This is a genomic window from Sessilibacter sp. MAH3, from assembly GCF_054658275.1.
The window spans coordinates 22,648-44,982 of sequence record NZ_BAAGIE010000031.1 but is presented as its reverse complement, the minus strand read 5'-3'; the positions used below and the strand labels follow the sequence as shown (position 1 = coordinate 44,982).

Annotated in this window: 22 protein-coding genes; 7 read left to right on the top strand and 15 right to left on the bottom strand. The window is 40.1% G+C overall.

What is annotated here, in order from left to right; translation table 11 throughout:
• The first annotated feature begins 130 nt into the window (after positions 1-130).
• On the top strand, positions 131-694 hold the full coding sequence (locus tag ACYQ2C_RS15935) for a histidine phosphatase family protein (protein WP_460104047.1): 564 nt from the start codon (positions 131-133) through the stop codon (positions 692-694).
• Between the two features lie 245 nt (positions 695-939).
• On the opposite strand, the gene ACYQ2C_RS15930 is transcribed toward ACYQ2C_RS15935, so the two are convergent.
• From ACYQ2C_RS15930 to ACYQ2C_RS15865, 14 genes are all read right to left on the bottom strand, one after another.
• The gene (locus tag ACYQ2C_RS15930) at positions 940-1,227 is read right to left on the bottom strand and encodes a hypothetical protein (RefSeq protein ID WP_460104048.1); all 288 of its coding nucleotides are present in this window, start codon (positions 1,225-1,227) and stop codon (positions 940-942) included.
• A gap of 197 nt (positions 1,228-1,424) precedes the next feature.
• Positions 1,425-2,222, bottom strand: coding sequence for a hypothetical protein (locus ACYQ2C_RS15925; protein ID WP_460104049.1), 798 nt, complete (start codon positions 2,220-2,222; stop codon positions 1,425-1,427).
• 61 nt (positions 2,223-2,283) lie between these two features.
• Positions 2,284-2,691: a hypothetical protein gene (locus ACYQ2C_RS15920; protein WP_460104050.1), complete on the bottom strand. Its 408-nt coding sequence runs from the start codon at positions 2,689-2,691 to the stop codon at positions 2,284-2,286.
• A gap of 262 nt (positions 2,692-2,953) precedes the next feature.
• A complete protein-coding gene (locus ACYQ2C_RS15915) occupies positions 2,954-3,562 on the bottom strand; it encodes a hypothetical protein (RefSeq protein ID WP_460104051.1) in 609 nt (202 codons plus the stop codon).
• Between the two features lie 100 nt (positions 3,563-3,662).
• Positions 3,663-3,944 (bottom strand): hypothetical protein, encoded by a 282-nt coding sequence (locus ACYQ2C_RS15910; protein ID WP_460104052.1) that lies wholly within the window; start codon positions 3,942-3,944, stop codon positions 3,663-3,665.
• The gene (locus tag ACYQ2C_RS15905; RefSeq protein WP_460104053.1) at positions 3,937-4,362 is read right to left on the bottom strand and encodes a hypothetical protein; all 426 of its coding nucleotides are present in this window, start codon (positions 4,360-4,362) and stop codon (positions 3,937-3,939) included. The genes ACYQ2C_RS15910 and ACYQ2C_RS15905 overlap by 8 nt, the downstream gene beginning before the upstream one ends.
• A gap of 217 nt (positions 4,363-4,579) precedes the next feature.
• Complete coding sequence (locus ACYQ2C_RS15900; protein ID WP_460104054.1) at positions 4,580-4,789, bottom strand: DUF7336 domain-containing protein; 210 nt, start codon at positions 4,787-4,789, stop codon at positions 4,580-4,582.
• A gap of 468 nt (positions 4,790-5,257) precedes the next feature.
• Positions 5,258-5,785, bottom strand: coding sequence for a hypothetical protein (locus ACYQ2C_RS15895; RefSeq protein ID WP_460104055.1), 528 nt, complete (start codon positions 5,783-5,785; stop codon positions 5,258-5,260).
• A gap of 703 nt (positions 5,786-6,488) precedes the next feature.
• Complete coding sequence (locus ACYQ2C_RS15890) at positions 6,489-7,175, bottom strand: nucleotidyltransferase family protein (RefSeq protein WP_460104056.1); 687 nt, start codon at positions 7,173-7,175, stop codon at positions 6,489-6,491.
• Positions 7,176-7,199: 24 nt separating this feature from the next.
• Entirely contained in the window at positions 7,200-8,261 is a 1,062-nt protein-coding gene (locus ACYQ2C_RS15885) for an XdhC family protein (RefSeq protein ID WP_460104058.1), read from the bottom strand.
• Between the two features lie 12 nt (positions 8,262-8,273).
• Positions 8,274-10,610: a xanthine dehydrogenase family protein molybdopterin-binding subunit gene (locus ACYQ2C_RS15880; protein WP_460104059.1), complete on the bottom strand. Its 2,337-nt coding sequence runs from the start codon at positions 10,608-10,610 to the stop codon at positions 8,274-8,276.
• Positions 10,611-10,612: 2 nt separating this feature from the next.
• Positions 10,613-11,074: a (2Fe-2S)-binding protein gene (locus ACYQ2C_RS15875; protein WP_460049322.1), complete on the bottom strand. Its 462-nt coding sequence runs from the start codon at positions 11,072-11,074 to the stop codon at positions 10,613-10,615.
• 290 nt (positions 11,075-11,364) lie between these two features.
• Positions 11,365-12,342 (bottom strand): AraC family transcriptional regulator, encoded by a 978-nt coding sequence (locus tag ACYQ2C_RS15870; RefSeq protein WP_460049320.1) that lies wholly within the window; start codon positions 12,340-12,342, stop codon positions 11,365-11,367.
• A 392-nt stretch (positions 12,343-12,734) separates the two neighbouring features.
• Positions 12,735-14,624, bottom strand: coding sequence for a sigma-54 interaction domain-containing protein (locus ACYQ2C_RS15865; protein WP_460104060.1), 1,890 nt, complete (start codon positions 14,622-14,624; stop codon positions 12,735-12,737).
• A gap of 267 nt (positions 14,625-14,891) precedes the next feature.
• Here ACYQ2C_RS15865 and cynS point away from each other — a divergent pair, with 267 nt between their 5' ends.
• The 3 genes from cynS to ACYQ2C_RS15850 all read left to right on the top strand — a co-directional run bounded on the left by cynS (position 14,892) and on the right by ACYQ2C_RS15850 (position 17,037).
• A complete protein-coding gene (gene cynS / locus ACYQ2C_RS15860) occupies positions 14,892-15,332 on the top strand; it encodes a cyanase (protein WP_460049318.1) in 441 nt (146 codons plus the stop codon).
• Between the two features lie 276 nt (positions 15,333-15,608).
• Entirely contained in the window at positions 15,609-16,082 is a 474-nt protein-coding gene (locus ACYQ2C_RS15855; RefSeq protein WP_460104061.1) for a nuclear transport factor 2 family protein, read from the top strand.
• Between the two features lie 550 nt (positions 16,083-16,632).
• Entirely contained in the window at positions 16,633-17,037 is a 405-nt protein-coding gene (locus ACYQ2C_RS15850; RefSeq protein WP_460104062.1) for a hypothetical protein, read from the top strand.
• A 279-nt stretch (positions 17,038-17,316) separates the two neighbouring features.
• On the opposite strand, the gene metE is transcribed toward ACYQ2C_RS15850, so the two are convergent.
• The gene (gene metE / locus ACYQ2C_RS15845) at positions 17,317-19,596 is read right to left on the bottom strand and encodes a 5-methyltetrahydropteroyltriglutamate--homocysteine S-methyltransferase (RefSeq protein ID WP_460104064.1); all 2,280 of its coding nucleotides are present in this window, start codon (positions 19,594-19,596) and stop codon (positions 17,317-17,319) included.
• A gap of 112 nt (positions 19,597-19,708) precedes the next feature.
• Here metE and ACYQ2C_RS15840 point away from each other — a divergent pair, with 112 nt between their 5' ends.
• The 3 genes from ACYQ2C_RS15840 to ACYQ2C_RS15830 all read left to right on the top strand — a co-directional run bounded on the left by ACYQ2C_RS15840 (position 19,709) and on the right by ACYQ2C_RS15830 (position 22,109).
• The gene (locus tag ACYQ2C_RS15840; RefSeq protein ID WP_460104065.1) at positions 19,709-20,605 is read left to right on the top strand and encodes a LysR family transcriptional regulator; all 897 of its coding nucleotides are present in this window, start codon (positions 19,709-19,711) and stop codon (positions 20,603-20,605) included.
• Between the two features lie 373 nt (positions 20,606-20,978).
• Positions 20,979-21,542 carry a DJ-1/PfpI family protein gene (locus tag ACYQ2C_RS15835; RefSeq protein ID WP_460104066.1) on the top strand — a complete coding sequence of 188 codons (564 nt, stop codon included), beginning with the start codon at positions 20,979-20,981 and terminating at the stop codon, positions 21,540-21,542.
• 165 nt (positions 21,543-21,707) lie between these two features.
• Positions 21,708-22,109: a ribbon-helix-helix domain-containing protein gene (locus ACYQ2C_RS15830; RefSeq protein ID WP_460104067.1), complete on the top strand. Its 402-nt coding sequence runs from the start codon at positions 21,708-21,710 to the stop codon at positions 22,107-22,109.
• Positions 22,110-22,335: the final 226 nt, after the last annotated feature.

The following is a 22,335-nucleotide window of genomic DNA, read 5'->3' as shown; positions in this document are numbered from 1 at the left end:
TCTCTTGGTCGGGAGAGGTGCTGACTCTACCAGCTGGCCTCTCAACTACCAATTGCACTTATTATCTGAAACCGCGTTATTCTTTTTTTCGGTATTTTTGGAAAACCTTTTATTAAATAAGGAAATTTAAATGCATAAATACGTATTGGTATTATTCGGCATTTTGTTCTCTCACATATCATTTGCGGACAACGACAGCAACGTTTGGCAAGCACTTAAATCACCAGGCGCGGTTGTTGTTTTAAGACACAGTCAATCACCTAAAGTTATCGATCCGTCGCTGGCTAAAATCGACGATTGTGCAGAAGAACGTAATTTAGACGAACAAGGGCGCTCTCAAGCAAAAGCGGTGGGTGAGGCGTTTAAGGCGCATGCAATATCGGTAGGTACTGTTTTCTCAAGCCCTGCCTGTCGAACCCGTGATACCGGTATTCTTGCCTTTGATGAAGTCGAGAATTGGGAAGCCTTAAAAGGCTCAAAAGCGGATGAAAGTCTGCTTGCAGCACGCATGGCAGAAATTAAAGATAAATTACAAACCATTCACGAAGACAAACCCATTGTTCTTGTTACCCACGGCAGTGTTGTTTATGAATTGGTTGGTAAAAATCTTGCGATGGGAGAATTCGCCGTTTTATTACCCGATGCAAACAATACCTATACTGTAGTGGATTCTGTTTTAGTTCCCGCACAATAATTATTGTTTAACTCACAAATATCGCCCTAATGGCGGTATTTTGTGTTTATTTTTAGCCAAAACTTAAAATCTAATTATTTAAACGTTCAATTTTATATTTACGTGATTATGTAAAACCATAGACGTTATTGGCAGTACTCATACGCGTAATTAAAGTTACAATTCAGATAAGAATTACCTAAAAAAATGGATTTAGATAAGTTACAGCAGGGAGTTAGCGTATATCCACTTCTCTACAGTGCAAGTTAGTCTGGTATAGGCAAACAGTCTTCACAAGCCATGATAATTGATCTATCTTCACACATAATGCTGCTTGTACCGCCAGCTCTAATTTCCCATTCACACTTTTTAGTGCCCATGTATCCCACGCCTTTTACAAAACAAGGCAAAAATGAATAGTTATCATGTATATCTTTTGGGGAAACTTGCATAGCATTGTTGAAAAAGTATTGAGCTTCATTTTTTGTTAAAGAAAAATTGACACAAAACTCGCCAGATACACCATCGTTACCCTTAGCAACAATATCAGTCACATTAATAACAGAGTTCTTGGTATCTAACCCTTTACATGCAACCAAGAATGTCAAAAAGAAAGAGATTATAAATATCCTTACCATGTCGCAGTACCTGCTTTTGTTGGCATTTTGTACGATACTTCTGGGTGACGGTAAACATCTGCTTTAGCAATAGAAAATAGCGTAATTCGTTGCGGGATTGAACTTGCACAGGTTTATAGCAGACCGTACTTGTACTTCATTTGTGATAATCCATAGAACCGAACATCCACATCAAATGGAAAAATATCTGTGGCTATAGACAATCGTTCTTTTTCTTTAGGCAAATCATACATATCTAGATCATCAAAAACTACGACAAGCATAACGCCAAATTTTTTCCAACCAAGACGAGAGACGCTGGCTTCTATTTTATGAAGTTCATTTGCCAACTGATTTCGAGAGAGTGGTTTTACCGCATATTTAACTTGTATGGCATAGCCTTTATTGTTTTTTACAAAAAAGCCATCCAATCCTACATCACGCCCTAGGCTGATTTGACGATTTATAGAAACCCCAAATTCCGATTCTATCTCGCGAATTGCAAGATCTTCGGCATGGTAGACCGATTCTCTTATTAAGGATCTTGACGATGTATTTTGATTTTCAGAAGACTCTTCTACTTCTTTAGCTGATTCAGCCAAAACCTCTTCTACATGGTTATCCAACCTTTGCTTCTGCTGCTCAGGAGAAAGTAGACCCAAAAAGCCTTCGTCATTACGATAGTCAGATGGAGCGTATAGCTTTGTGTGATGTTTAGCTACCAGCCACATAAAGCTGACTAAAACCAAGCATGGGAACATTACTAAAAACAGAACAAATATGGTTCTTTGGTACTCGGTTAAGTTATCGCTTGATAATCCAAGAACAATTCCTGCGATGCCATAAACCAGTACAATAAATAGCGCAATTATCCCTAGAGGATTTCTAGCCAGCTTGTCAGTATTTTTGTTTAAAATAAAAAGCTCCTCCAAGGTGAAGAAATGCTAATGCCGTTGTAAAAATTTGAAGGGCCGATGTGAACTTGTAACCTTGTTATATATCTTGTTCGATAATTGACATAAAAAACGATACATATTCGTCTGTTCCGGGCGCTGCGTAGCTAGGTTCAGTTAAACTACATTCTCCTGAACTGTGTGAAGAAATAATTGTGATTACTAATTCGCCAATTTTATAGAGGTTTTTCCACTGTCCTTCTGTTTGGAGCATATAGCATGAACCCTTTGATGCGGTACCTTTTAACTCAGACTTTGTTTCACTTTCTATACGATAAAAATGGTATGGCCCAGGCGTGCTTTCGAGCGTGATACCAGTCACCTTGTACAAAATTACACCGTCGGCATTTTTAATTATCTCGGCAACATCTCGCTGGTACCAGCTCGGAATTTCTGCGAAAGCAGTATTGGCAAGAAGTCCGATTATAAAGATGATTATATTTTTCATTGCTCTTTACGTATTAATTAAAGAAGAGGGTGGTAGGTTGATGTCAGATTCTTTTATCTTTTTAATTCGATGTGCGATTTCTCTTTTACCTTCTTCTGTATTTGGGTCAGGAATCATAAAACTCTCCTTTGTTCAAAACCTTTACCGTGATATGTTGTCATTGAGCTGAATTCAGATTTTTCATAATGCAGTTCAGGACAGCGTTAGAAAGTTCTGTGGAGATCACGCGTTCTGAAGACGATTTTACTTTTGTTTGATGAGCTTAGATTTTAAATACTTCTTTGAAAACGTAAAAAATATTTTGGGAAAACACTAATGCCATTATTAAAATCCCTAGAATATATAAAATGCTGACAACGTATTTCCAGGTTTTTCTATAATCTTCTGCAGATTCATATATCTCCCAGAATTTATCTTTCGTGCATTCATCCAGCTTTTCTGGAGAGTCACCATCTGTAAATTTTACCATTGTTATATTAACTTCTTCGGCACCAACTTCACGAGCATATATGTTTAGCTGAGCTAGAGATTTTCCATCGTTTATGTAATTAGTAAACGTACTGTTTTCTAATATTATTTTTGGACAAAAGAAGTTGAAAAGTAGTAATGCTACCGAGAAAAAAACAGAAGAAAAGAAGAAAGCAGACCAGCTAAAAGGCAGGCTTAGCTTTATTTTAATCACATCTGCAAATAATAGTAATTCAAGTGGACTCTCTACCAATGAAAGTGCCTTCGCCGCTATAGGCACAAATACTGCCCAGAAATACATGTTCTTAATGTATTTATTGTTACTTAGTCGCCTCAATGCGCTCCATGTAATTCTCAATATTAATTCTCCAATTATATCCGAGTACGGGGCTACCCCGCGCATACTACTACGCTCGTTTTGTGTAAAATGGCGCACAAGATCACACAAAAAACCGGTTGTATCAGCATGTATCAGCGTCTGGTGGTTCGTTATGTCATTTAATTCAAATATCAAAACCGGCTTCGGTTAACACATCTGTGACTATGTAAACAATCATTTCTGCATCTGCATTTATGTCTTCGTCTACACCTTCAATATCAGGATGATTTTTAACAACAAGCTGACAAATAGTAGATGCAAAGTTATTTAACAGCATCGCCTCTTCTTTAGTTGATACAGTTAATTCAGTGGGGCCATCCCTTGAAATAATTTCGTAAACTTTAACATCATACGCCTCAGCTAAAGACAAGAATGCGCTTTTCTGCTCTTTCGTGAGATTACTCATAGCGAACAAACCTTCCCATTATTCTCCAGTTTTTAATAATACCTTGAACTTTTCGTTCATACTCTTCTTTAGCTATTTGACGCGTTACAACGATTGACCAGTGATGTGCATTGTCTTGTTGTAATCTAAAGCCCTCTGGCATTACGCTGTTACGATCTACAGCCAATAGCCACTTTTTAATTCCTGGGCGAACTATTCTATCTAATTGCTTAAAACTTGCAGCAAGCGAAATTCCCGTTCTGGAATTTGGTAGTACATACCTACCAGTTGAATCGTAAGTAATCTCTTTCCCAGATCGAAGGGGATTCTGTGGATGCTGCTTTGAATTGGCAGTGCGAATTACATTTTCTTTTAACTCCCTTTCTATGAGTTCGAGCTCTTGCTCAAATATGAGCAAAGACTCATTGTTGTGTTTCATGTTTACTCCTATCTTTGATGATGGTTCGCATATAACACAACACCCGCATTTGGGGTCGGTTTGGAGCGAAGCGGAAAAACAGTCAGGCAACAAGGCATTGTTATGTATTTTCTTTCGCTTTAATTGCACATTTTTTATGTAGAGCTCTATATTATAGAGATAACCAAAAACAGATGCTGACTTGTATTGCTATTGACAACAAAAACTCATTCTCACACTACATGCCAAAACCTTCACTCCAATTTGTTTCATTAATTTCATATTCATCGATACTGAAGCCGTCTGGGTAGTCTTTAAAACCCGGCAATTTAATAAGTCGATTAATAGCTTCCTGAGCAATATTTTTGGAGCTATATACACCAATTAGTTTTACATCTTCGTGCGTATGATCTTCGTAGGAGTGTTGTAATACAATTATTTTTCGCATACTGTCTTTACAATCTATAGATAACGCCCGTGCATCGGCTGAGTGGAGTGAAGGTTAAGCAAATACAGGCCGAAGCCCGATAGTGGTGTCACTTGTTAAATATTTTTACCAATTCCACTGCTCTATAAACTTCCATTGTTTGTAGTTTATGAACTTTAGGAACTTCTATGCATTGCGAATCAATAGTGGCACTCAGTTCATGCTCAATACCCTTTGCTTCAAGCTACTTTGATATAAGCTCAACATTCTTACCATTTTTCTTGCCGTTGACAAATAACACACAGGACTCATCTGATTCTGAGGCGATTACCTCAAAGCCGTTTTCGAGCTCCCAAAACTCGATTCCTGAAAGTATCTGACCTTTAGTTGTTCTAATTAGCTTTGGCATATTTGTACATTTAACGCTCCAAGCTGCGGCGCGAAGCGTCCGACAGCCTTGGCTTGTTATGCATTTTCAATAATTTGCCCTTATTTTTCCGCACCTAATTTCCTTAATACGTCGATCAGGCCCGACTTGCTTGCTTCAGAAGATACTAGTTCCGAAACTGAAATGAGAATACTTATTGCGCCGAGCATACTATAAATTTGGTCCCATACTTTCTGTGCAGGGGTCGTATGGCCGTCAATGTGAACCCCTACATAGTCAATAAACTCATCAATCATTTTATCTGTCTTCTCGTTTGGCAGGTTGTGAGCAAGATGATTCCTTAAACTGTTCAACTTTTTAATTCCGCCAAACGTACTTTCATGAGGTGGTATTTTTGATATGGCTTTAACCAAATTTAAGAGTTGGGCAAATGATAGCTTCGCATCTTCAAGGTATTTATGGTTGTGCATATTTGTTTGTAGTATTTCAAACAGACACCTTTCGACAACCAGGTGTCCCTTTATAACAACCAGAGTTACGTCATCAATTCTTGGTATCTGTTTCGATAATTCGTGAACTTTAATGTCGTTATTCTTAATGAATTGTTCAATATCTAGATCTTCAGACATAAAACTTCCTCGTGAAAATTACTGCTTTCAGCGCATAACAGTTTAATAAACGCCTTAATGACACCTTTCCCGATATATACCGTCATTACGACGTGTATTTCGGGTGGTTTTTCTGGAAGCTATCTCGAATATTTTGTTAGGTCAATATTTTCAATTGTTTGGCACAAATTTCATTTTTGTGTCTTCTTTATTTACATATTTATCTTAAAAAGTAGGTGTGTATACAGACTTTTTAGTTGGTTATATTTTGTGTGATTTGAGTTTGTTAAGTGAACAAATGTAATTCGATGAACGCTTTTGATTATGCTTTGATTGTGTTTTTAATTGGTCTTTTAGAGTTAGGTTTTTAAAGTTAGATTAGAGTTTAGAGGTTGATTGTGATTTTTAAAAATTTTGCGGAAGATTTTAATAAAAAGCACTTTAGGAGCCTCTGATTAACTCATTCCTGATTTAATCAGAGAATAGAAATTGAAAATTCAATTCCCAATTTCTTCACAATTTCAATCATTTAAAGTTCTTGAAATTGGCAACACATCCATGTGTCGATGGAAGCTCTAAGTTAATTAGAGTTTCCTTTAAATTACTTAAATGATGTTTTTATTTTAATGTTTTTAACAATATGCAGCGGAATAGGTAAAAAAGATTTTTTGAGATTTGAATTAATAGGTGGAAGGATTATTTGAATAGAGCTATTTAAGTATAATCATTTATTATTTAGGTCTTCTTTAAAGTCGATGTCTAAGATTACGCCTAGGTCGTCAACTTCAATTAATGATAGGTGTTGGGTGTGTTTTTTTATAACTGCTGCGGCACCTGAATCTCCGTTTAAACCGGCTAATTCTTGCCAAAATTGTTTGCCAAATACTACCGGGTGGCCAAAGTTTCCGTATCGGTTTTTGAATTTAAGGTTGGTGTTTGTGAGTTGTTGTTCTGTAAGGGTAGGGCGACGTATTTTATGCAAGTCACAATTGTTGGTGACAAGTTGAATGGTTTCGTTTTTGATGTGCGGCATATCGGCTAAAAAGATTGCGGCGCTGGTAAGGTAGTTGGGTAATGTCTTTTGGGATAATTCGGTAAAAACATTGCCGATGCTACTGCCTAAACCAGTATGTGCATGTTGCGCATAAAATACATAATTTGACGGGTTTGATTCTAAGCTTTGTATGGTTGATAGGTCTGTGTAGTCTTGCTGAATATTAAGGTCTACCAAGTTATCGTTACTCGATAACACTAAAACATGATATTGAAATAATACTGTTATTTTATTAATAAGCGCATTTAAAAGCGTGGTGTTTTGAAATTCCGCTAAGCGTTTGTCTTCAATACCAAAGCGTGATGAAGAACCCGCAGCCATTATTACGGCAAGGCATTGTTGGTTTTTTACAGTCACAAATTAATTCTGCCGTTTTAATGCTTATAGCGCATCGCGGGGTCGGCCACGATAAACCCGCAAAATATCGGCAACTACGGCGAGTGCAATTTCGGCAGGGGTTTTACTGCCTAACGCTAGGCCAATTGGCATTTGAATTCTGGCGAGTTGTTGGTCATTAAGCTTGGCAATTTTTTGTAATCGCTCGGCGCGAGCATTGCTGGTTTTTTTAGAACCCATAACGCCAATATAAAAGGCGTTCGTGTTGATTGCGTCCATCATCGTCAGGTCGTCAATACGTGGGTCGTGGGTGAGTGCAACAATTGCCGTTGATTTAAAATCTATGGTCGCGCTAAAAAGCGAGGAGGGCATTATATTTTTAAAATCAACGCCGTTTACGTTAAAGTCTTTAGTGATGTTTTCACGCGGATCACAAATGGTTACCGAGTAACCCAAGGTTTGCGCAAATTGAGCACAGTAAATAGAGACCATCGATAACCCAGCAATAATAATTCTAACGGGGTTATTTAAGCGAATACTAAAAATACCGTCGTTGTTATGTTCAACAACGTCACCATGGCTGTATAACCACTCAAAAGATTTCTGGTTGGTTTTTATATTAATGCTTCTGCGTAAGCAAGATGGGTGATCGGTTGTATTTATCTGGTTTGCACTGTTTAGTTTGCTATTAAAAGCGGTTACTTCAGGCTGTAACTCCGTGTAGGTAACGCCATTGAGTGAGAATAAAAATATCTTTAAATAATGCTGGTTAACCGGCGTAGGTTCTAGCTTTTCAACCAATATTTCTAAAATACCGCCGCAAGGTAATTGAATTTGTGGTGCGTTAATATCATTAGTATCACCGTAAAGAATAACCGTATCTTGTTCGGTAAATGCACCGTCGCGAATTCTGGCGAGAAAGTCTTCTTCTACGCAACCGCCAGAAAGTGACCCTACCGAGTCACCGTCTGGGTTTGCGACTAATAAAGAACCCGGCTCGCGAGGTGACGAGCCAAAGGTAGAAAGCACCGTGCACAAATAAATCGTGCACGATTGCTCAGACCAAGCTAGCGCTTGTTGTATAACTTCTAGATCGAGCCGCTGCATATTAACTCGAAATTAACTCGAAAGTTGTTTAGCAATGGGCAGGGTACGAATTCGTTTACCTGTGGCCGCGAAAATAGCGTTACACAATGCTGGCGCAACAGGCGGTAAACCCGGTTCACCAACGCCACCCGGTGCGATGTCTAAATTGTTATTAACCAGGTGAACGCGCACTTTGCGTGGTGAATTTACCATACGCGGCAGCAAGTATTGATGGAAATTATCTTGCTGAATTTTTCCGTCTTTAACAGAGATCTCGTTTTGCAACGCGATGCCAATGCCCATAACAATGGCACCTTCAAGCTGTGATCGAATACGTTCTGGGTTAATTTGTGGGCCGCAATCGTAAGCAATATCGGCGGAGTGAATAATAATATTGCCGGATTTTTCGACTTCTACATCCATCACCACCGCTGCGTAACTCACAAAGCTGTGGTGCATGGCCAAGCCCATTCCACGACCTTCAGGAAGCTTTTTGCCCCAGCCAGCTTCATCGGTAACTTTTTCGATAACGCCGCGCATTCTGCCAATATCGATGGGGTAATCTTTAGGATTTTCACCGTAGTTCCAATTTGCGCCAACACTTGGCGGATCAATTTTACGGGCGGGGCCGAGTAGATCGAGAATGTATTTCTTATGATCAATTCCCGCTTTATGGGCACATTCGGCAATAAAGCTTTGAATACCAAAGGCGTGCGGCAGGTTATACACCGAACGGAACCAGCCAATGCGAACGTGGGCGGGTGCTTCTGGGTTTTCGATGCGCATTGCGGGAATGTCGTACGGGAAGTTCGCCAAACCCATGCCCAACTCGAAAACGGCTTTATGCATTGGGTCTTGCGTAAATAATGACGAAATCGTGGGTGCTAGAGAGCGGTGCAACCAAGCCGTGGGCTTGCCGTTTTTATCAAGGCCGGCTTCGAAGTGTTCCAAAGAAACCGTATGAAAGTACGAATGGTGCAGATCGTCTTCCCGCGTCCACTGTACTCGCACCGGTTTACCCACTTGTTTGGCAAGAATTGCGGCTTCGGCGGCGTAGTCTGGTTTAGATTTACGACCAAAACCGCCACCCAATAAGGTGACGTGTACAGTCACTTGTTCTGGTTTTAATCCTACGGCAGCGGCAACTGTGCCTTTGGTTGCTTGCGGATTTTGCACCGGCGCCCAAACTTCTGCGCTGTCGGCAGTTACTTTAGCAATGGCAACCGGCGGTTCCATTGGCGCCTGTGCCATGTGCGGCATGTAATATTGCGCGCTAATGGTATCACTGGCTTTTTCGAATCCTGCGGCCAGATCACCGTTTTCACGAATCACTTTTCCGGGTTTTTGCGCAGTTGCTTCAAGAAGTTTGCGATATTCCACCGAGTCGTATTGAGCATTTTCGCCCGCGGGTGTTTCGTCCCAGCCAATTTTTAACGCATTACGGCCTTTAATGGCGGCCCAGGTATTTGATGCAATAACCGCCACGCCGCCTAATGGACTGAATCCCGCCGGTTGGCTGGCGGTATCGAGAGTAAGGGTTTTAATAACACCCGGGACTTTTTGGGTTGCAGAATCATCAACCGACTTTAACGTAGAGCCGTACACAAGCGGGCGCTGAATAACGGCGTAAACCATGCCTTCTAAATGAATATCGGCACCGTACAGCGCTTTACCTTGAACAATGTCTTCGCCATCAACAGCCAACGGGCGAACAGGATTGTTGCGGGTTTGATAGGTGTCGCCAGTTTCGCGGCCCATGTAACGCCATTCATCACGAGATTTAAGAACAAGGCTATCACGTGCAGGAACCGGCATTTTACCGGCAGTTTCTGCAACTTCGGCAAAACCCAGTTTTTTACCCGATGGCGTATGAATAATTTCGTGTACACCGGCCTTACATTCGGCAACGGGAACCTGCCATTTTTGCGCCGCTGCTTGCTCAAGCATGGTTCGCGCACTGGCCGCAGCGCGACGCATAGGATTAAACCAGTGCCGCATACTGCGTGAGCCGTCGGTATTTTGGTTGCCGTATTTTTCTTCGTTGGCATCGGCTTGTAAGACGGTGACTTTGCTCCAATCGGCTCCAAGTTCATCGGCAACGACCATCACCAAACTGGTACGAATACCTTGGCCCATTTCTGAGCGGTGGTTAACAATGGTTACCGAACCATCGTTGTGAATACTGATAAAAACGTTGGGATCATCCACCCAACCGTTAGGCATTGCATCGGCACCGTATTTTTTTTCTTCATCCGCAACTGCAAAATCCCACTTGGCAGCCAACACCAAAGCGGCACCGGCCAGCGTGCCTTTTAAAAATCCACGTCGGCTGATATTTTTAATCAGTAAGGTATTTTCTGAATGGCTCATAATTATACCTCCGTCTTTTCAGCAGCTTTATGAATGGCTTTTTTAATACGGTTATAGGTACCGCAACGACAAATATTACCGCTCATAAATGTGTCTATATCTTCATCGCTGGGCTTAGGATTCTTTTTGAGTAGCGCCGTGGCACTCATAATTTGTCCCGCCTGACAAAAACCACACTGAGGTACACCAACATCTAACCACGCTTCCTGAACTTGTTTACCAACCGGATCAGCCTGAATAGCTTCAATTGTTGTAATTGATTTACCGTTGGCTAATGCCAGTGTTGTGACGCAAGAACGAATTGGCTGACCATCCATATGAACAGTACAAGCGCCGCAAAGCGCCATACCGCAACCAAATTTGGTGCCGGTCATACCCAAAATATCGCGCAAGGCCCAAAGTAGTGGGGTGTCATCGGGAAGGTCTAGCTCGTGTTTTGTACCATTCACGGTAAGAGTGGTCATTTATTTTCCTCAAGGTTTGGTCACGAGTTAAAAATAGGTATAGGAAACTTCACTTAACTCAGAGTTTCCGGTGACACTCGGATGTGCCATCAATTTAAAGAACGGTAAGTGAATCAAATTGTAAAGAAATTGAAAATTACAGTGTCAATTTCTGTCTTCTAACTAAGTTAGAGACAAATTAATCAGCGGTTCCTAGGGTTTTATTGTTTGGGTAATTTTAAAAAATCGATTTATTACTGGTTTTTATTAATTAAGTAATAACAAATTTATTCATCACAAAAAAATTACTTTTAATTTAATATGCCTTGACGAAAGGCGTTAACATCTTTGGTTGGCGAATTGCCAAAATATCGGCTGTATTCGCGACTAAATTGCGAAAGACTTGCATAGCCAACCCGTAAACACGCTTCACTAACATCAACGGTTTGATAAAACATAAGTTGTCTTGCTTGCTGCAACCGTAAGTTTTTTTGGTATTGAACCGGCGTCATAGACGTGATGTTTTTAAAATGCTGATGGAACGAAGACGGGCTCATATTGGATAAGTTCGCCAACTCATCAACCTTAACGGGCTGTTCGAAATGATCGTTAAGCCAATTGATTGCTTTGGTAATTTTCAGCATGTTCGAGTCGGCAACACCCAATTGCGCAACGTGAGCACCAACCGGGCTTTTCAATAAGCGGATTAGAATTTCCTCTACAATTAACGGATAGAGCAGGTGCATTTCATCTTGATTGGTGTACAGCTCTAACAATCGCGTAGCAGCATCAATAATTTTGGGATCAGCATCACCAACATATAATGGTTGAAACGATTTAGTCATTGGTGCTTGAGAAACAAAAATCTTACTGACTAACTCCGTTAATTTATTAACGTCGATATCAACAACCACACACAAATAGGGTTTTTCTGGGCTGGCGCCGACAATACTAGAATTAACCGGCAGCTCTGCCGGGTAGATTGCAATGCTTGACTCACCGTATTCGTATTGGTCTTGACCAATTTTTACGCACTTTTGGCCTTGAGCAACAATACATAAACCCGGTTTGCTCAATACTGGCACTACATCGTACAGCTTTTCAGTTGATTTAAAGACTCGAACTCCTTCCATCGGTAGAACTATACATCCAGAGTGAGGGGTACATCTGTCAATCAAAGAGGCCAGCTTTGACAAAGCTGAATCTTTTCTTTGGGCGCTAATGGAGGACTCCTTGGTAGATACTATACCGAAAGGCTGGGCCGGTACCGGCGTTACAGTAATAGTCATGAGGTCTCCCAAGCAAGAATTTGAAAATCTAAAACGGGTGTTACTAAGGTATGACATTCAAAGACGAATTACTTGCCTAATCCTACAAACATATTGCCTGATTTTGTAGACACGGCGCCTTACAAACAGGAACCTATTTGGAATAAATAGCGTTGATATAACTGATATAAACGATTGATAGATGAGGGATAGTGATAAGAACCGAAAACACTGTGATACATTTTTGAATGAAAGAGTTCTAATCTATTGGCCAAAATAATCAAAAAAGTACAAGCTTTATCCTATTTTAAAAATCATCTTAAATGCATTATTTATTAATTTTAATTATTCTAAAGGTAGAAAAAATTGAACACTGCATTTCTAATTTTTACCCAAAAGACTGAATGAATGATTTAGTCATCATTTAACCCCCATTTTTTTATCCGCGATATCAATGTTGTGGCTTTTATACCCAATAACTGGGCCGCGCCATCACTACCAAATACTTTACCGTTGCAATGGGTTAGGGCATTTTGAGTATTGACTCGCTCAAATTCACGAATTGCCTCTTCGCTAAGAATATCAACTTTTGCTGGTGAAGATTTTCCTTGAATGCTCGGTGTTTGCTGAAAATCCGGGAAACGAAGTTTGTTACCTGTCGCTAAAATAACTTGTCGCTCAATAATATTTTCCAGTTCGCGAATATTTCCGGGCCAGTTGTAACTTTTGAGTTTTTCAACTTCACCTATCGGTAACTCTAGTAACTCCTTGTTAATTTTTGTGCATACTTTTTTCAAAAAATGATGCGTCAGCAATGGAATATCATCAATTCGATCGCGCAATGATGGTGAGGCAAGGGGAAAGACGTTGAGTCGAAAATACAAATCTTCTCGAAATAATCCTGCGGCCACCAGCTGTTGCAGATTTTTATTGGTAGCCGCAATGATACGCACATCGGTGATACGAGTTTTTGCATCACCAATGCGTTCGAATTGCTGTTCTTGCAGCACTCTTAATAATTTACTTTGCAAATGCAGCGGAATTTCTCCAACCTCATCTAAAAAAATGGTACCGCCATCGGCGAGCTCAAAGCGTCCGGCGCGATCTGCGGTTGCACCGGTGAAGGCACCTTTTATGTGACCAAAAAATTCGCTTTCAAATAAATCACTGGGTATTGCTGCGCAATTAACACGAATAAGCGGTCTATCACGCCGTGTACTCGACTCGTGGATCGCCCGAGCAATCAGTTCTTTACCGGTGCCAGATTCACCGGTAATCAACACCGTTGCATCGGTTGGTGCAACCAGTTCAATTTGTTGAATAACTTTTTGAATGGCTAAAGACGTACCAATAATTTGTTGATGATTAAATTCAGAATTAATTTCTTCTAACAGATAGGCATTTTCTTGCTCCAGTCGATTTTTGAGTCGCTCGACTTCTTCTAACGCTGCAATTAGGTTTTTTTGATCGTTGATTTTTTGCGAAACATCGCGAAAAACAATAACAGCACCAATAATTTCACCATTATCTCGAATCGGTGTACTGGTGTAATCGACATACACCGGCTGGCCAGATTTACTCCAAAAAACATCTTGCTCAACGCTGTGAACTACGCCGTCTCGAAAGGCTTCATAAATAGGGCAGTCCCTTGCATCGAAATGGTCACCATTTTTAAAACTGTGGTGAATCATTACATGCATATTTTTACCGGCAAGCTCTGCGGCGGTGTACCCTAAAATGCGCTCAACAGCCGGATTAATAAAGGTCGTTAAGCCGTTAACGTCAACACCGTAAATTCCCTCTCCGGCGGCATCCAACAGCAATTGATTTTCGCGTTCAAATTCTTGAAAAACCTGCGTTGTTTGATTCCAATGACCCAACCCCGATAAAAAATATCGCTGCGCCTCCTGTTGATCACGTAGGGTTTTTAATTCGCTGGCATCTTGAATTAGCGCCAAAATTACGGTTTCGCTCGGCTCATTTATACATCTTGCTAAGATTTCTAATTGAACAGTTTTTGATGCAAATTCGTACGTTAAAGAATCCGTCCAAGCGGTATCTTTTTCGAGCACTTCTTGGGTAAACAGCAGCAGTTGATTGAAATTGTTTTTGAATAAACTTGAGACTTTTTGACGAACAAGCTCGGTTTTGTTTTTACTCAACAAGTCCGCCAAGACATTATTAACGGCGATAATTTCATCATTAACCGGATTAAAAACCATGAAACCACAGGGTAAATGTTCACCATACTTGGTCCATAAGTCCGGCGAGAGTGGTTGTATTGAGTTATCCGTAGAGGTCATTTTGCGATCGGCCTAGAAATAATGATGAAATAAATCGGGTTTAACCATACTACGAAATTTCATCAGCCCACGCTACGAAATATCATAAATTACGATATTTCGTAGATTATAAATCACTTAAATATTTTATATTTTCCACAAATATCAATGCATTATGAAATGTTTCTAGAATGGTTCTTATATTGCTTAGGAGTATGCATCACGTACTAATGATTTTTCATTGGCCGAACAAACGATCATACAATTTAAAAAAACAGGAGCAGTATTGTGGACAAATTAACCATGACCGAAAAATTAATGGCCGCCAAAGCTGAAAAGGGCGTTACTTGGGAAGAGATTGGTCAGAGCCTTGGTATGTCACCGGTTTGGCTTGCATCGGCCTGCTTGGGAATGAACAGTGCTCCTGCCGAAAAAGCCAAGGCGATTGCCGAGTATTTTGGCTTTGGTGAAAAAGTGGCGGCGGCATTAGAAGCCTACCCAACCAAAATTTGGGATCAAGCGGTACCTACCGATCCATTAATTTATCGCCTGTACGAAGTTGTTGGCGTGTACGGCGAAACACTCAAACAGGTTATTCAAGAAAAATTTGGTGATGGCATTATGAGCGCCATCGATTTTTCAATGGAAGTTGACAAAATCGAAGATCCAAAAGGCGATCGCGTTTTACTAACGCTAAATGGCAAATTCTTACCGTATAAATCTTGGTAAAAATTTTATATCTAATCGCCGCTGATTAAAGAAACAAGCTTTGGCGGCGTTTATTGCCCAAGCCAAATTTTTTTAATTTAAGAAACCTCTGACTAAGTCATCCATGATTTAATCAGAGGACAGAAATCGCAAATACGATTTCCAATTTCTTCACAATTCTAATCACTTATAATTCTTGAAATTCTTGAAATTGACGACATATTCCTGTGTCGCAAGAAACTCTAGATTAATCAGAGTTTCCTTAAAATAAGAAACAAACAACTTTGAGAGAATAACATGACCGAATCAGCTCGCCCGCCGTTGCCTCCGTTTACCGCACAAACCGCTGCCATTAAAGCTCGTAAAGCCGAAGATGCTTGGAATGGTAAAAATCCCGAAGCCGTATCCTTGGCATACACGCCGAATAGTAAATGGCGTAATCGATCGGAATTTATTAATGGTCGTGCGGAAATCGTTGAATTTCTGGCCAACAAATGGCAAAAAGAAACCGGCTACAAATTAATTAAAGAAGTGTGGGCCTACAGCGACAATCGCATTGCCGTTCGTTTTGCCTACGAATGGTACGACGATGATGGCCAATGGTACCGATCTTACGGTAATGAAAACTGGAGTTTTGACGAAAATGGCTTAATGCAAGAACGTCACGCCAGCATCAACGACGTTAAAATTGAAGAAGCGGATCGGAAATTTACGTGGGAAGGTGCTATTCGTCCAGAAGGTTATCCGTCACTTTCTCAGCTTGGTTTATAAATGTTCTTAACTGGTTAGACCACGCTGTTATTTGAGTCGTAAACACTAGCCAATATTTTTATAAGAATCGGTGATCACTTTATTTTTAATACGATCACGGGTTCTTATGAGTTAGAACTCTATTAAATTTTGTATCGGAGTTCGATTTTTTCCAGAATTCAGCTTTTCCGAAACCAAATTCATTCGTGGGTATATATCTACTTTCTCTTAGTGGCTAACACTCTGTACTTGTGATGACGAAAATAATTGCGTCAAACCACGCTTTTGTATTTTGGTCTTTTTTTCAAGATTTTCGGAGGATTTTGTTATCGATATTATTAGCAAGTTCTACAGCGTTGCTGTGAATAAATGATGGGTTAGTTACGGTTACCCATATACTCTACCGAACGACAAGGTTTTATTAGTGATTATGCGAATAATAAATCCAAACGGGTGAAATTGATCAATAAACGACCTGAATTGGCGTAAAATTCAAACCTTCGGCTTATTGTGCGTGCTTAGGAGTAAGGTTTACCATCGGTTATCTAATAATAACTTCTTGAGAAAACCTATGTTTATTCGGATTTTAGCTACCGTTTTTATTGTTGCATTAACGGCATGTGCAAATGTACATAGTTCTGAAACAACGCCTCAACAACATTTCACAACACTTCGTTCAGACGCTTCTATCAAGCATACTCTAGACAGTAAGCAAGATGAAATGATTGCGATTTACCATGAAGTTCGTAAAAACGACCCTCAGTTTGCTGTTAAAATGTTCATTCACGTTATTATCACGCCCGATGGCGAAGTAGACAGCGTATACCCCACACGTAAAGAAATTACCGGCGGCAGTCTTGATTCTGTTGATGAATTTGAAGAAAAACTTATGGCTTATTTAGCTGAGCTTAAATTCGAAAAGCTCTCTGCACCGCAACGTGGTTACAATTATTCTATTCAATTTGCCGGTTATTAATTAATAACTGATTTTGTATTAAGCCCACAAGCAACTCCAACGTGGGCTTTTTCCAAGAAAAAAACACTTCCTTGTGCGGCTAAACGCTCTTAAATTGTGAAGAAAATAGAAATCGCATTTTCAACTTCTGTCTTCTGATAAATCATGGATGAATTAATCAGAGGCTCCTTTAAATAATTTCTGGTTAACGCACCTATGATTTTATTCGAGAGAATAGGGCAGTAGCTCAACTTTATATCACTCGACGCTCTAACCTAATCTTCGTTTCCCTCAGTAAATTTAAACGGCTCCGCGAAGCGTTTTGGCTGCGGCAACCATATTGGTTAATGCCGGAATAACGTCATCCCACTGACGAGTTTTTAATCCGCAATCTGGATTCACCCAAAGCTTTTTAGCATCAATTTTTTCACTGGCCTTTTTCATCAGCGCAACAATAGAGTCGCTACTTGGAATGTTCGGCGAATGTATGTCGTAAACACCAGGACCAATTTCGTTGGGATAATTAAAGTCTTCAAAGGCGTCGAGTAATTCCATATCCGATCGTGAGGTTTCTATGGTTATGACATCGGCGTCCATATCTGCGATAGCTTCAATAATGTCGTTAAATTCTGAGTAGCACATGTGCGTGTGAATTTGGGTTTGATCTTTAACGCCATTAGCCGTAATACGAAAACATTCAATCGCCCAATCCAGATATTGATTCCACTGGTTTTGCCTTAAGGGCAAACCCTCTCGTAATGCAGCTTCATCAATTTGAATAATGTTTACGCCCGCACTTTCTAGATCAAGCACTTCTTCACGAATAGCCAACGCCAATTGGTAACAGCTTACCGAGCGAGGTTGATCGTCGCGCACAAACGACCAATTTAAAATCGTCACCGGGCCGGTTAACATGCCTTTCATGGGTTTTGACGTTAATGACTGCGCGTATTGTATCCATTCAACGGTCATGGCTTTAGGGCGACTGATATCGCCAAATAAAATTGGCGGTTTAACACAGCGCGACCCATAAGACTGCACCCAACCGTATTGGCTAAATGCGTAGCCGTCTAACTGTTCACCAAAATATTCAACCATATCATTACGTTCGGCTTCGCCATGCACCAATACGTCTAAATCAAGCTCTTCTTGCACACGCACACAATGCAAAATTTCTTGCTGCATTATGTGTTGGTATTGCTCAAAATCGATAACGCCGTTTTTAAATTGCGTACGCGTTGCGCGAATTGCTTTTGTTTGCGGAAAAGAACCAATCGTTGTGGTTGGAAATTCTGGCAATTTAAATAAATTGCGCTGTATTTCTGCACGCACTGGATATTGACTGGTTCTTTTACCTAATTGCGATGTAATTTTTGCTAAATTTTCTTTAATTTTGGGGTTATGAACACGCGTGGAATTTTTACGTGATTGTATTGCTTGGGCATTTTTGGCAAGCTCGGTAACAACGCTCTCGCGGCCTTCATTTAAAGCCGTTTTTACAATCTCTAACTCTTCTAATTTTTGTAACGCAAATGCCAACCAGCTTTTAATGTCAGAATCCAGTTGTATTTCACTTTCTAGATCAACTGGCACGTGCAATAAAGAGCACGAAGGTGCTAACCACAAGCGTTTTTTCAGTAATCGCGCAATAGGTTCCAACCAATCGAGCAGTACATTTAAATCTGTTTTCCAAATATTTCTACCATTAATAATACCCAGCGATAGAATTTTATGAGTAGGTAGCCAATCAATAACTTTTATAACTTCGTCTTTTGCATTAATTGCATCAATATGAACACCTGCCACTGGAAGGTTGCACAAAAGCTGTAGATTTTCTTGCAAGGTACCAAAATAGGTTGCCAATAAAATATTAATATTGACGTGTTTTAGGGTGTGATAACTTTTTTCTAAAGCCGTTTGCCACTGCGCGTCTAATTCTGTCACCAAAATAGGTTCATCAATTTGAATCCACTCAACACCGGTTTGCTTTATGTCGAGTAACAATTGGCTGTAGACCGGCAGTAAACGCTCTAGCAAATTTAATCGATGAGATTGATCTTTTGATTTACCTAGCCATAAATAGGTAACTGGGCCAATAATGACGGGCTTAGTGTTTACACCTAATGCCCGAGCTTCTTCAATTTGCTCTAAAATACGCGTGGCATTTAGCTTAAATTCGGTATTTTCATCAAACTCCGGCACAATGTAATGGTAATTAGTATCAAACCATTTGGTCATTTCGCCGGCATGAATCTGTTCACAAGAAGAGCAGGATTTCGAGGTTTGCCCGCGTGCTACGCGAAAATAATTATCAAGCTCTTCACCGGTAAAGTTTCGGCTGCGCTTCGGTAAATTACCCAAGATAAAACTCATATCCAGCACTTGATCGTAGAAAGAGAAATCTCCAACCGGCGTAAAATCAAGTTTATTTTGTTCAAGAAGATGGATTTTACGCAGCGCCGCCGCTTGTTGTTTTAAAGATTCAAGCGACGATTCGCCTCGCCAATAGCTTTCTAGCGCAAATTTAAGTTCACGCTTTTTTCCAATACGTGGAAATCCAAGATTATGAGTTAAGACCATGGTTATATTGCCCACCAATCAATGTATTTAAGTTGCCGGCAAGAATAGGTAAGTTTATTTATGAAATAAAATGGTATAAATTCACACATCCATTACTTTCATTCATAGAATTATGCTAGAACGAATACATTTACGCCTTGTAAAAACCGTTGAAGAGCAGGGCTCGCTTACCTCAGCGGCCAAAGAACTGTGCTTAACCCAATCCGCTCTAAGCCACACCATCCGTAAGCTAGAAGATAAACTGGGCACCAGTATTTGGATTCGTGATGGAAGAAAGCTTCGTCTTACGCAGTCGGGTCAATATCTATTAAATGTTGCCAATCGTATATTGCCCCAATTGGAGTATGCCGAATCAAAACTGCAACAATTTGGCTTGGGCGAACAGGGATTACTTAGAATTGGAATGGAATGCCATCCTTGTTATCAATGGTTATTGAAAATTGTCTCACCATTTTTGAAACAGTGGCCCGGCGTTGATGTGGATGTAAAGCAGCGTTTTCGCTTTGGTGGTGTTGGTGCTCTTTTTGATTATGAAATTGATCTATTGGTAACGCCCGATCCTTTTTTTAAAGAAGGTTTACATTTTGAACCCGTGTTTGACTACGAACAGGTCTTAGTAGTTAATAACGGTCATCAATTAAGCCACAAACAATACATTCAGCCAGAAGATTTACGCGGCGAGACATTAATTACTTATCCGGTTGACGTGGATCGTTTGGATATTTTTACCGAATTTTTGAAGCCCAGTGGCGTAATTCCTAAAAGACATAAAACCATCGAGGCTACAGACATTTTATTGCAAATGGTCGCCAGTAATCGTGGTGTAACGGCATTGCCAAAATGGTTGGCCTGTGAATATCAAAATCAGCTTGGCTTATCAATTGCCAGTTTGGGCGAGCAGGGTGTGTTTAAAAAAATATATTTAGGTACCCGCGAAAGTGATAACGATGTACGTTATTTATCGAACTTTGTCGAACTGGCTCGCAGCTTTTGGACGGATAACGTGTAGAAAATTGAATGTGTTTTCGGTGGACAACGCTCGGCAAATTATTATTCAAACATACTACGTAAATTTGTTTAAATATGACTAAACACTCATATGCGTAAAAATAAATTTCGCAGTTTTTGTATAACGTATTTTTAATGTAAACAAACGAACTGTTTTGATTTAGATAAACGAGCCCATTGAATTTAAAAAAACGAATTTCTTTAATTTAAACAAAGAATAACAAACATATACTGCATGCAACCCTAAAATAATTTTGTTAAAAACAGCCATCAACCGCATTTGTAGTAACATGCTATTACCTCTTCTACCTACCACCGTGCTGTAATGACCTTATGAGTCAAAACCTTCAAATAATAAGTCTAGAGGTCACACAATGAAAAAAATTCTTATGATTACCGGTGATTTTGTTGAAGATTACGAAAACATGGTACCTTACCAAGCGTTAATGGCGTTTGGTTATCAAGTTGATGCGGTTTGTCCGAACAAAAAAGCCGGAGAAAATATCGCCACAGCCATTCATGACTTTGAAGGTCATCAAACCTATACCGAAAAACCCGGACACAACTTCACATTAAACGCATCATTCGATGAAATTGACGTAAGCAGCTACGACGGACTTTATATTCCTGGTGGACGGGCGCCTGAATATTTACGGTTAAATCCCGAGGTATTAAAAGCGGTTCGCCACTTTTTTGAGTTCAATAAACCGGTGGCATCGGTATGTCACGGCTTGCAGGTATTAAGCGCGGCTGGCGTTTTGAAAGAGCGCTCAGTGTCTGCCTATCCTGCGTGCAGACCCGAGATCGAAGCGTGTGGTGCAAGCTATGTTGATTTACAAATGGATCAAGCCACTACCGACGGGAATCTGGTCAGCGGACCTGCTTGGCCTGCACACCCAGAACTGATCAAACAGTTTGTAGCTTTGTTAGAAGTGTAATTAGAATACAAAAAACGCTGATTAAACTGGAGTTTTCTGCTATACATTTCTGCTATACAAAGGTGTATTGCCAATTTCAATTTTCATCCTCTGATTAATTTATGAAAGAGTTAATCAGAGGTTTTTTGGGTATTCAATACTACTCGTACTATTTATGAGAATACTATGTGCCAACTCTTTATAGCTGCCGACAGCGAACTTTGGAAATCTTCAACTCGATCTATTCGCATTGACGGCGTTGTTACCTCAATTCGGTTGGAACAATTTTTCTGGAACATGTTAGAAGAGATTGCCGACCGCGATGATTTATCGGTAGCTCAATTGATTACTAAATTGTATTTAGAAGCCATCGATGCCGACCATGATTTGGGTAATTTCACATCATTCTTGCGCGTGTGCTGCTCTCGTTATTTATCGTTAATTGCCGATAGAAAACTCGAAAGAGACTCAAGAAAACCCCTAGGCACATTAGACGGCAAGGCTCTTATCGATTTTGAAAAAGCAAATACCGACAAGCGCCAAAGTGATATCGAGAAACGCCGTAAGCCCAATATCACGCTTAACTGAGCTCATAATCGTATTAGTTAGGTCACGCATATCCGGTGAGGTAATCGTCGCCACTAAGTGGTGATACCTACAACGGGGTTGTTGAAGATTAAACGCGCAATGTTGATATCGATATTATGGGAAGGTAAATATAATCTTAATAGTCCATATATTTCAATTAGTTAACGATATTATCTCATGTAATTTCTTATTCTGAATCTCCGTAGTTATTCCTGTTTTTGATCAG

Coding starts and splice junctions, on each gene's coding strand:
- ACYQ2C_RS15935 (WP_460104047.1), top strand. CDS start 131: ATGCATAAATACGTATTGGTATTATTCGGCATTTTGTTCTCTCACATA.
- ACYQ2C_RS15920 (WP_460104050.1), bottom strand. CDS start 2,691: ATGAAAAATATAATCATCTTTATAATCGGACTTCTTGCCAATACTGCT.
- ACYQ2C_RS15915 (WP_460104051.1), bottom strand. CDS start 3,562: ATGCGCGGGGTAGCCCCGTACTCGGATATAATTGGAGAATTAATATTG.
- ACYQ2C_RS15910 (WP_460104052.1), bottom strand. CDS start 3,944: ATGAGTAATCTCACGAAAGAGCAGAAAAGCGCATTCTTGTCTTTAGCT.
- ACYQ2C_RS15905 (WP_460104053.1), bottom strand. CDS start 4,362: ATGAAACACAACAATGAGTCTTTGCTCATATTTGAGCAAGAGCTCGAA.
- ACYQ2C_RS15900 (WP_460104054.1), bottom strand. CDS start 4,789: ATGCGAAAAATAATTGTATTACAACACTCCTACGAAGATCATACGCAC.
- ACYQ2C_RS15895 (WP_460104055.1), bottom strand. CDS start 5,785: ATGTCTGAAGATCTAGATATTGAACAATTCATTAAGAATAACGACATT.
- ACYQ2C_RS15885 (WP_460104058.1), bottom strand. CDS start 8,261: ATGCAGCGGCTCGATCTAGAAGTTATACAACAAGCGCTAGCTTGGTCT.
- ACYQ2C_RS15880 (WP_460104059.1), bottom strand. CDS start 10,610: ATGAGCCATTCAGAAAATACCTTACTGATTAAAAATATCAGCCGACGT.
- ACYQ2C_RS15875 (WP_460049322.1), bottom strand. CDS start 11,074: ATGACCACTCTTACCGTGAATGGTACAAAACACGAGCTAGACCTTCCC.
- ACYQ2C_RS15870 (WP_460049320.1), bottom strand. CDS start 12,342: ATGACTATTACTGTAACGCCGGTACCGGCCCAGCCTTTCGGTATAGTA.
- ACYQ2C_RS15865 (WP_460104060.1), bottom strand. CDS start 14,624: ATGACCTCTACGGATAACTCAATACAACCACTCTCGCCGGACTTATGG.
- ACYQ2C_RS15855 (WP_460104061.1), top strand. CDS start 15,609: ATGACCGAATCAGCTCGCCCGCCGTTGCCTCCGTTTACCGCACAAACC.
- ACYQ2C_RS15850 (WP_460104062.1), top strand. CDS start 16,633: ATGTTTATTCGGATTTTAGCTACCGTTTTTATTGTTGCATTAACGGCA.
- metE (WP_460104064.1), bottom strand. CDS start 19,596: ATGGTCTTAACTCATAATCTTGGATTTCCACGTATTGGAAAAAAGCGT.
- ACYQ2C_RS15840 (WP_460104065.1), top strand. CDS start 19,709: ATGCTAGAACGAATACATTTACGCCTTGTAAAAACCGTTGAAGAGCAG.
- ACYQ2C_RS15835 (WP_460104066.1), top strand. CDS start 20,979: ATGAAAAAAATTCTTATGATTACCGGTGATTTTGTTGAAGATTACGAA.
- ACYQ2C_RS15830 (WP_460104067.1), top strand. CDS start 21,708: ATGTGCCAACTCTTTATAGCTGCCGACAGCGAACTTTGGAAATCTTCA.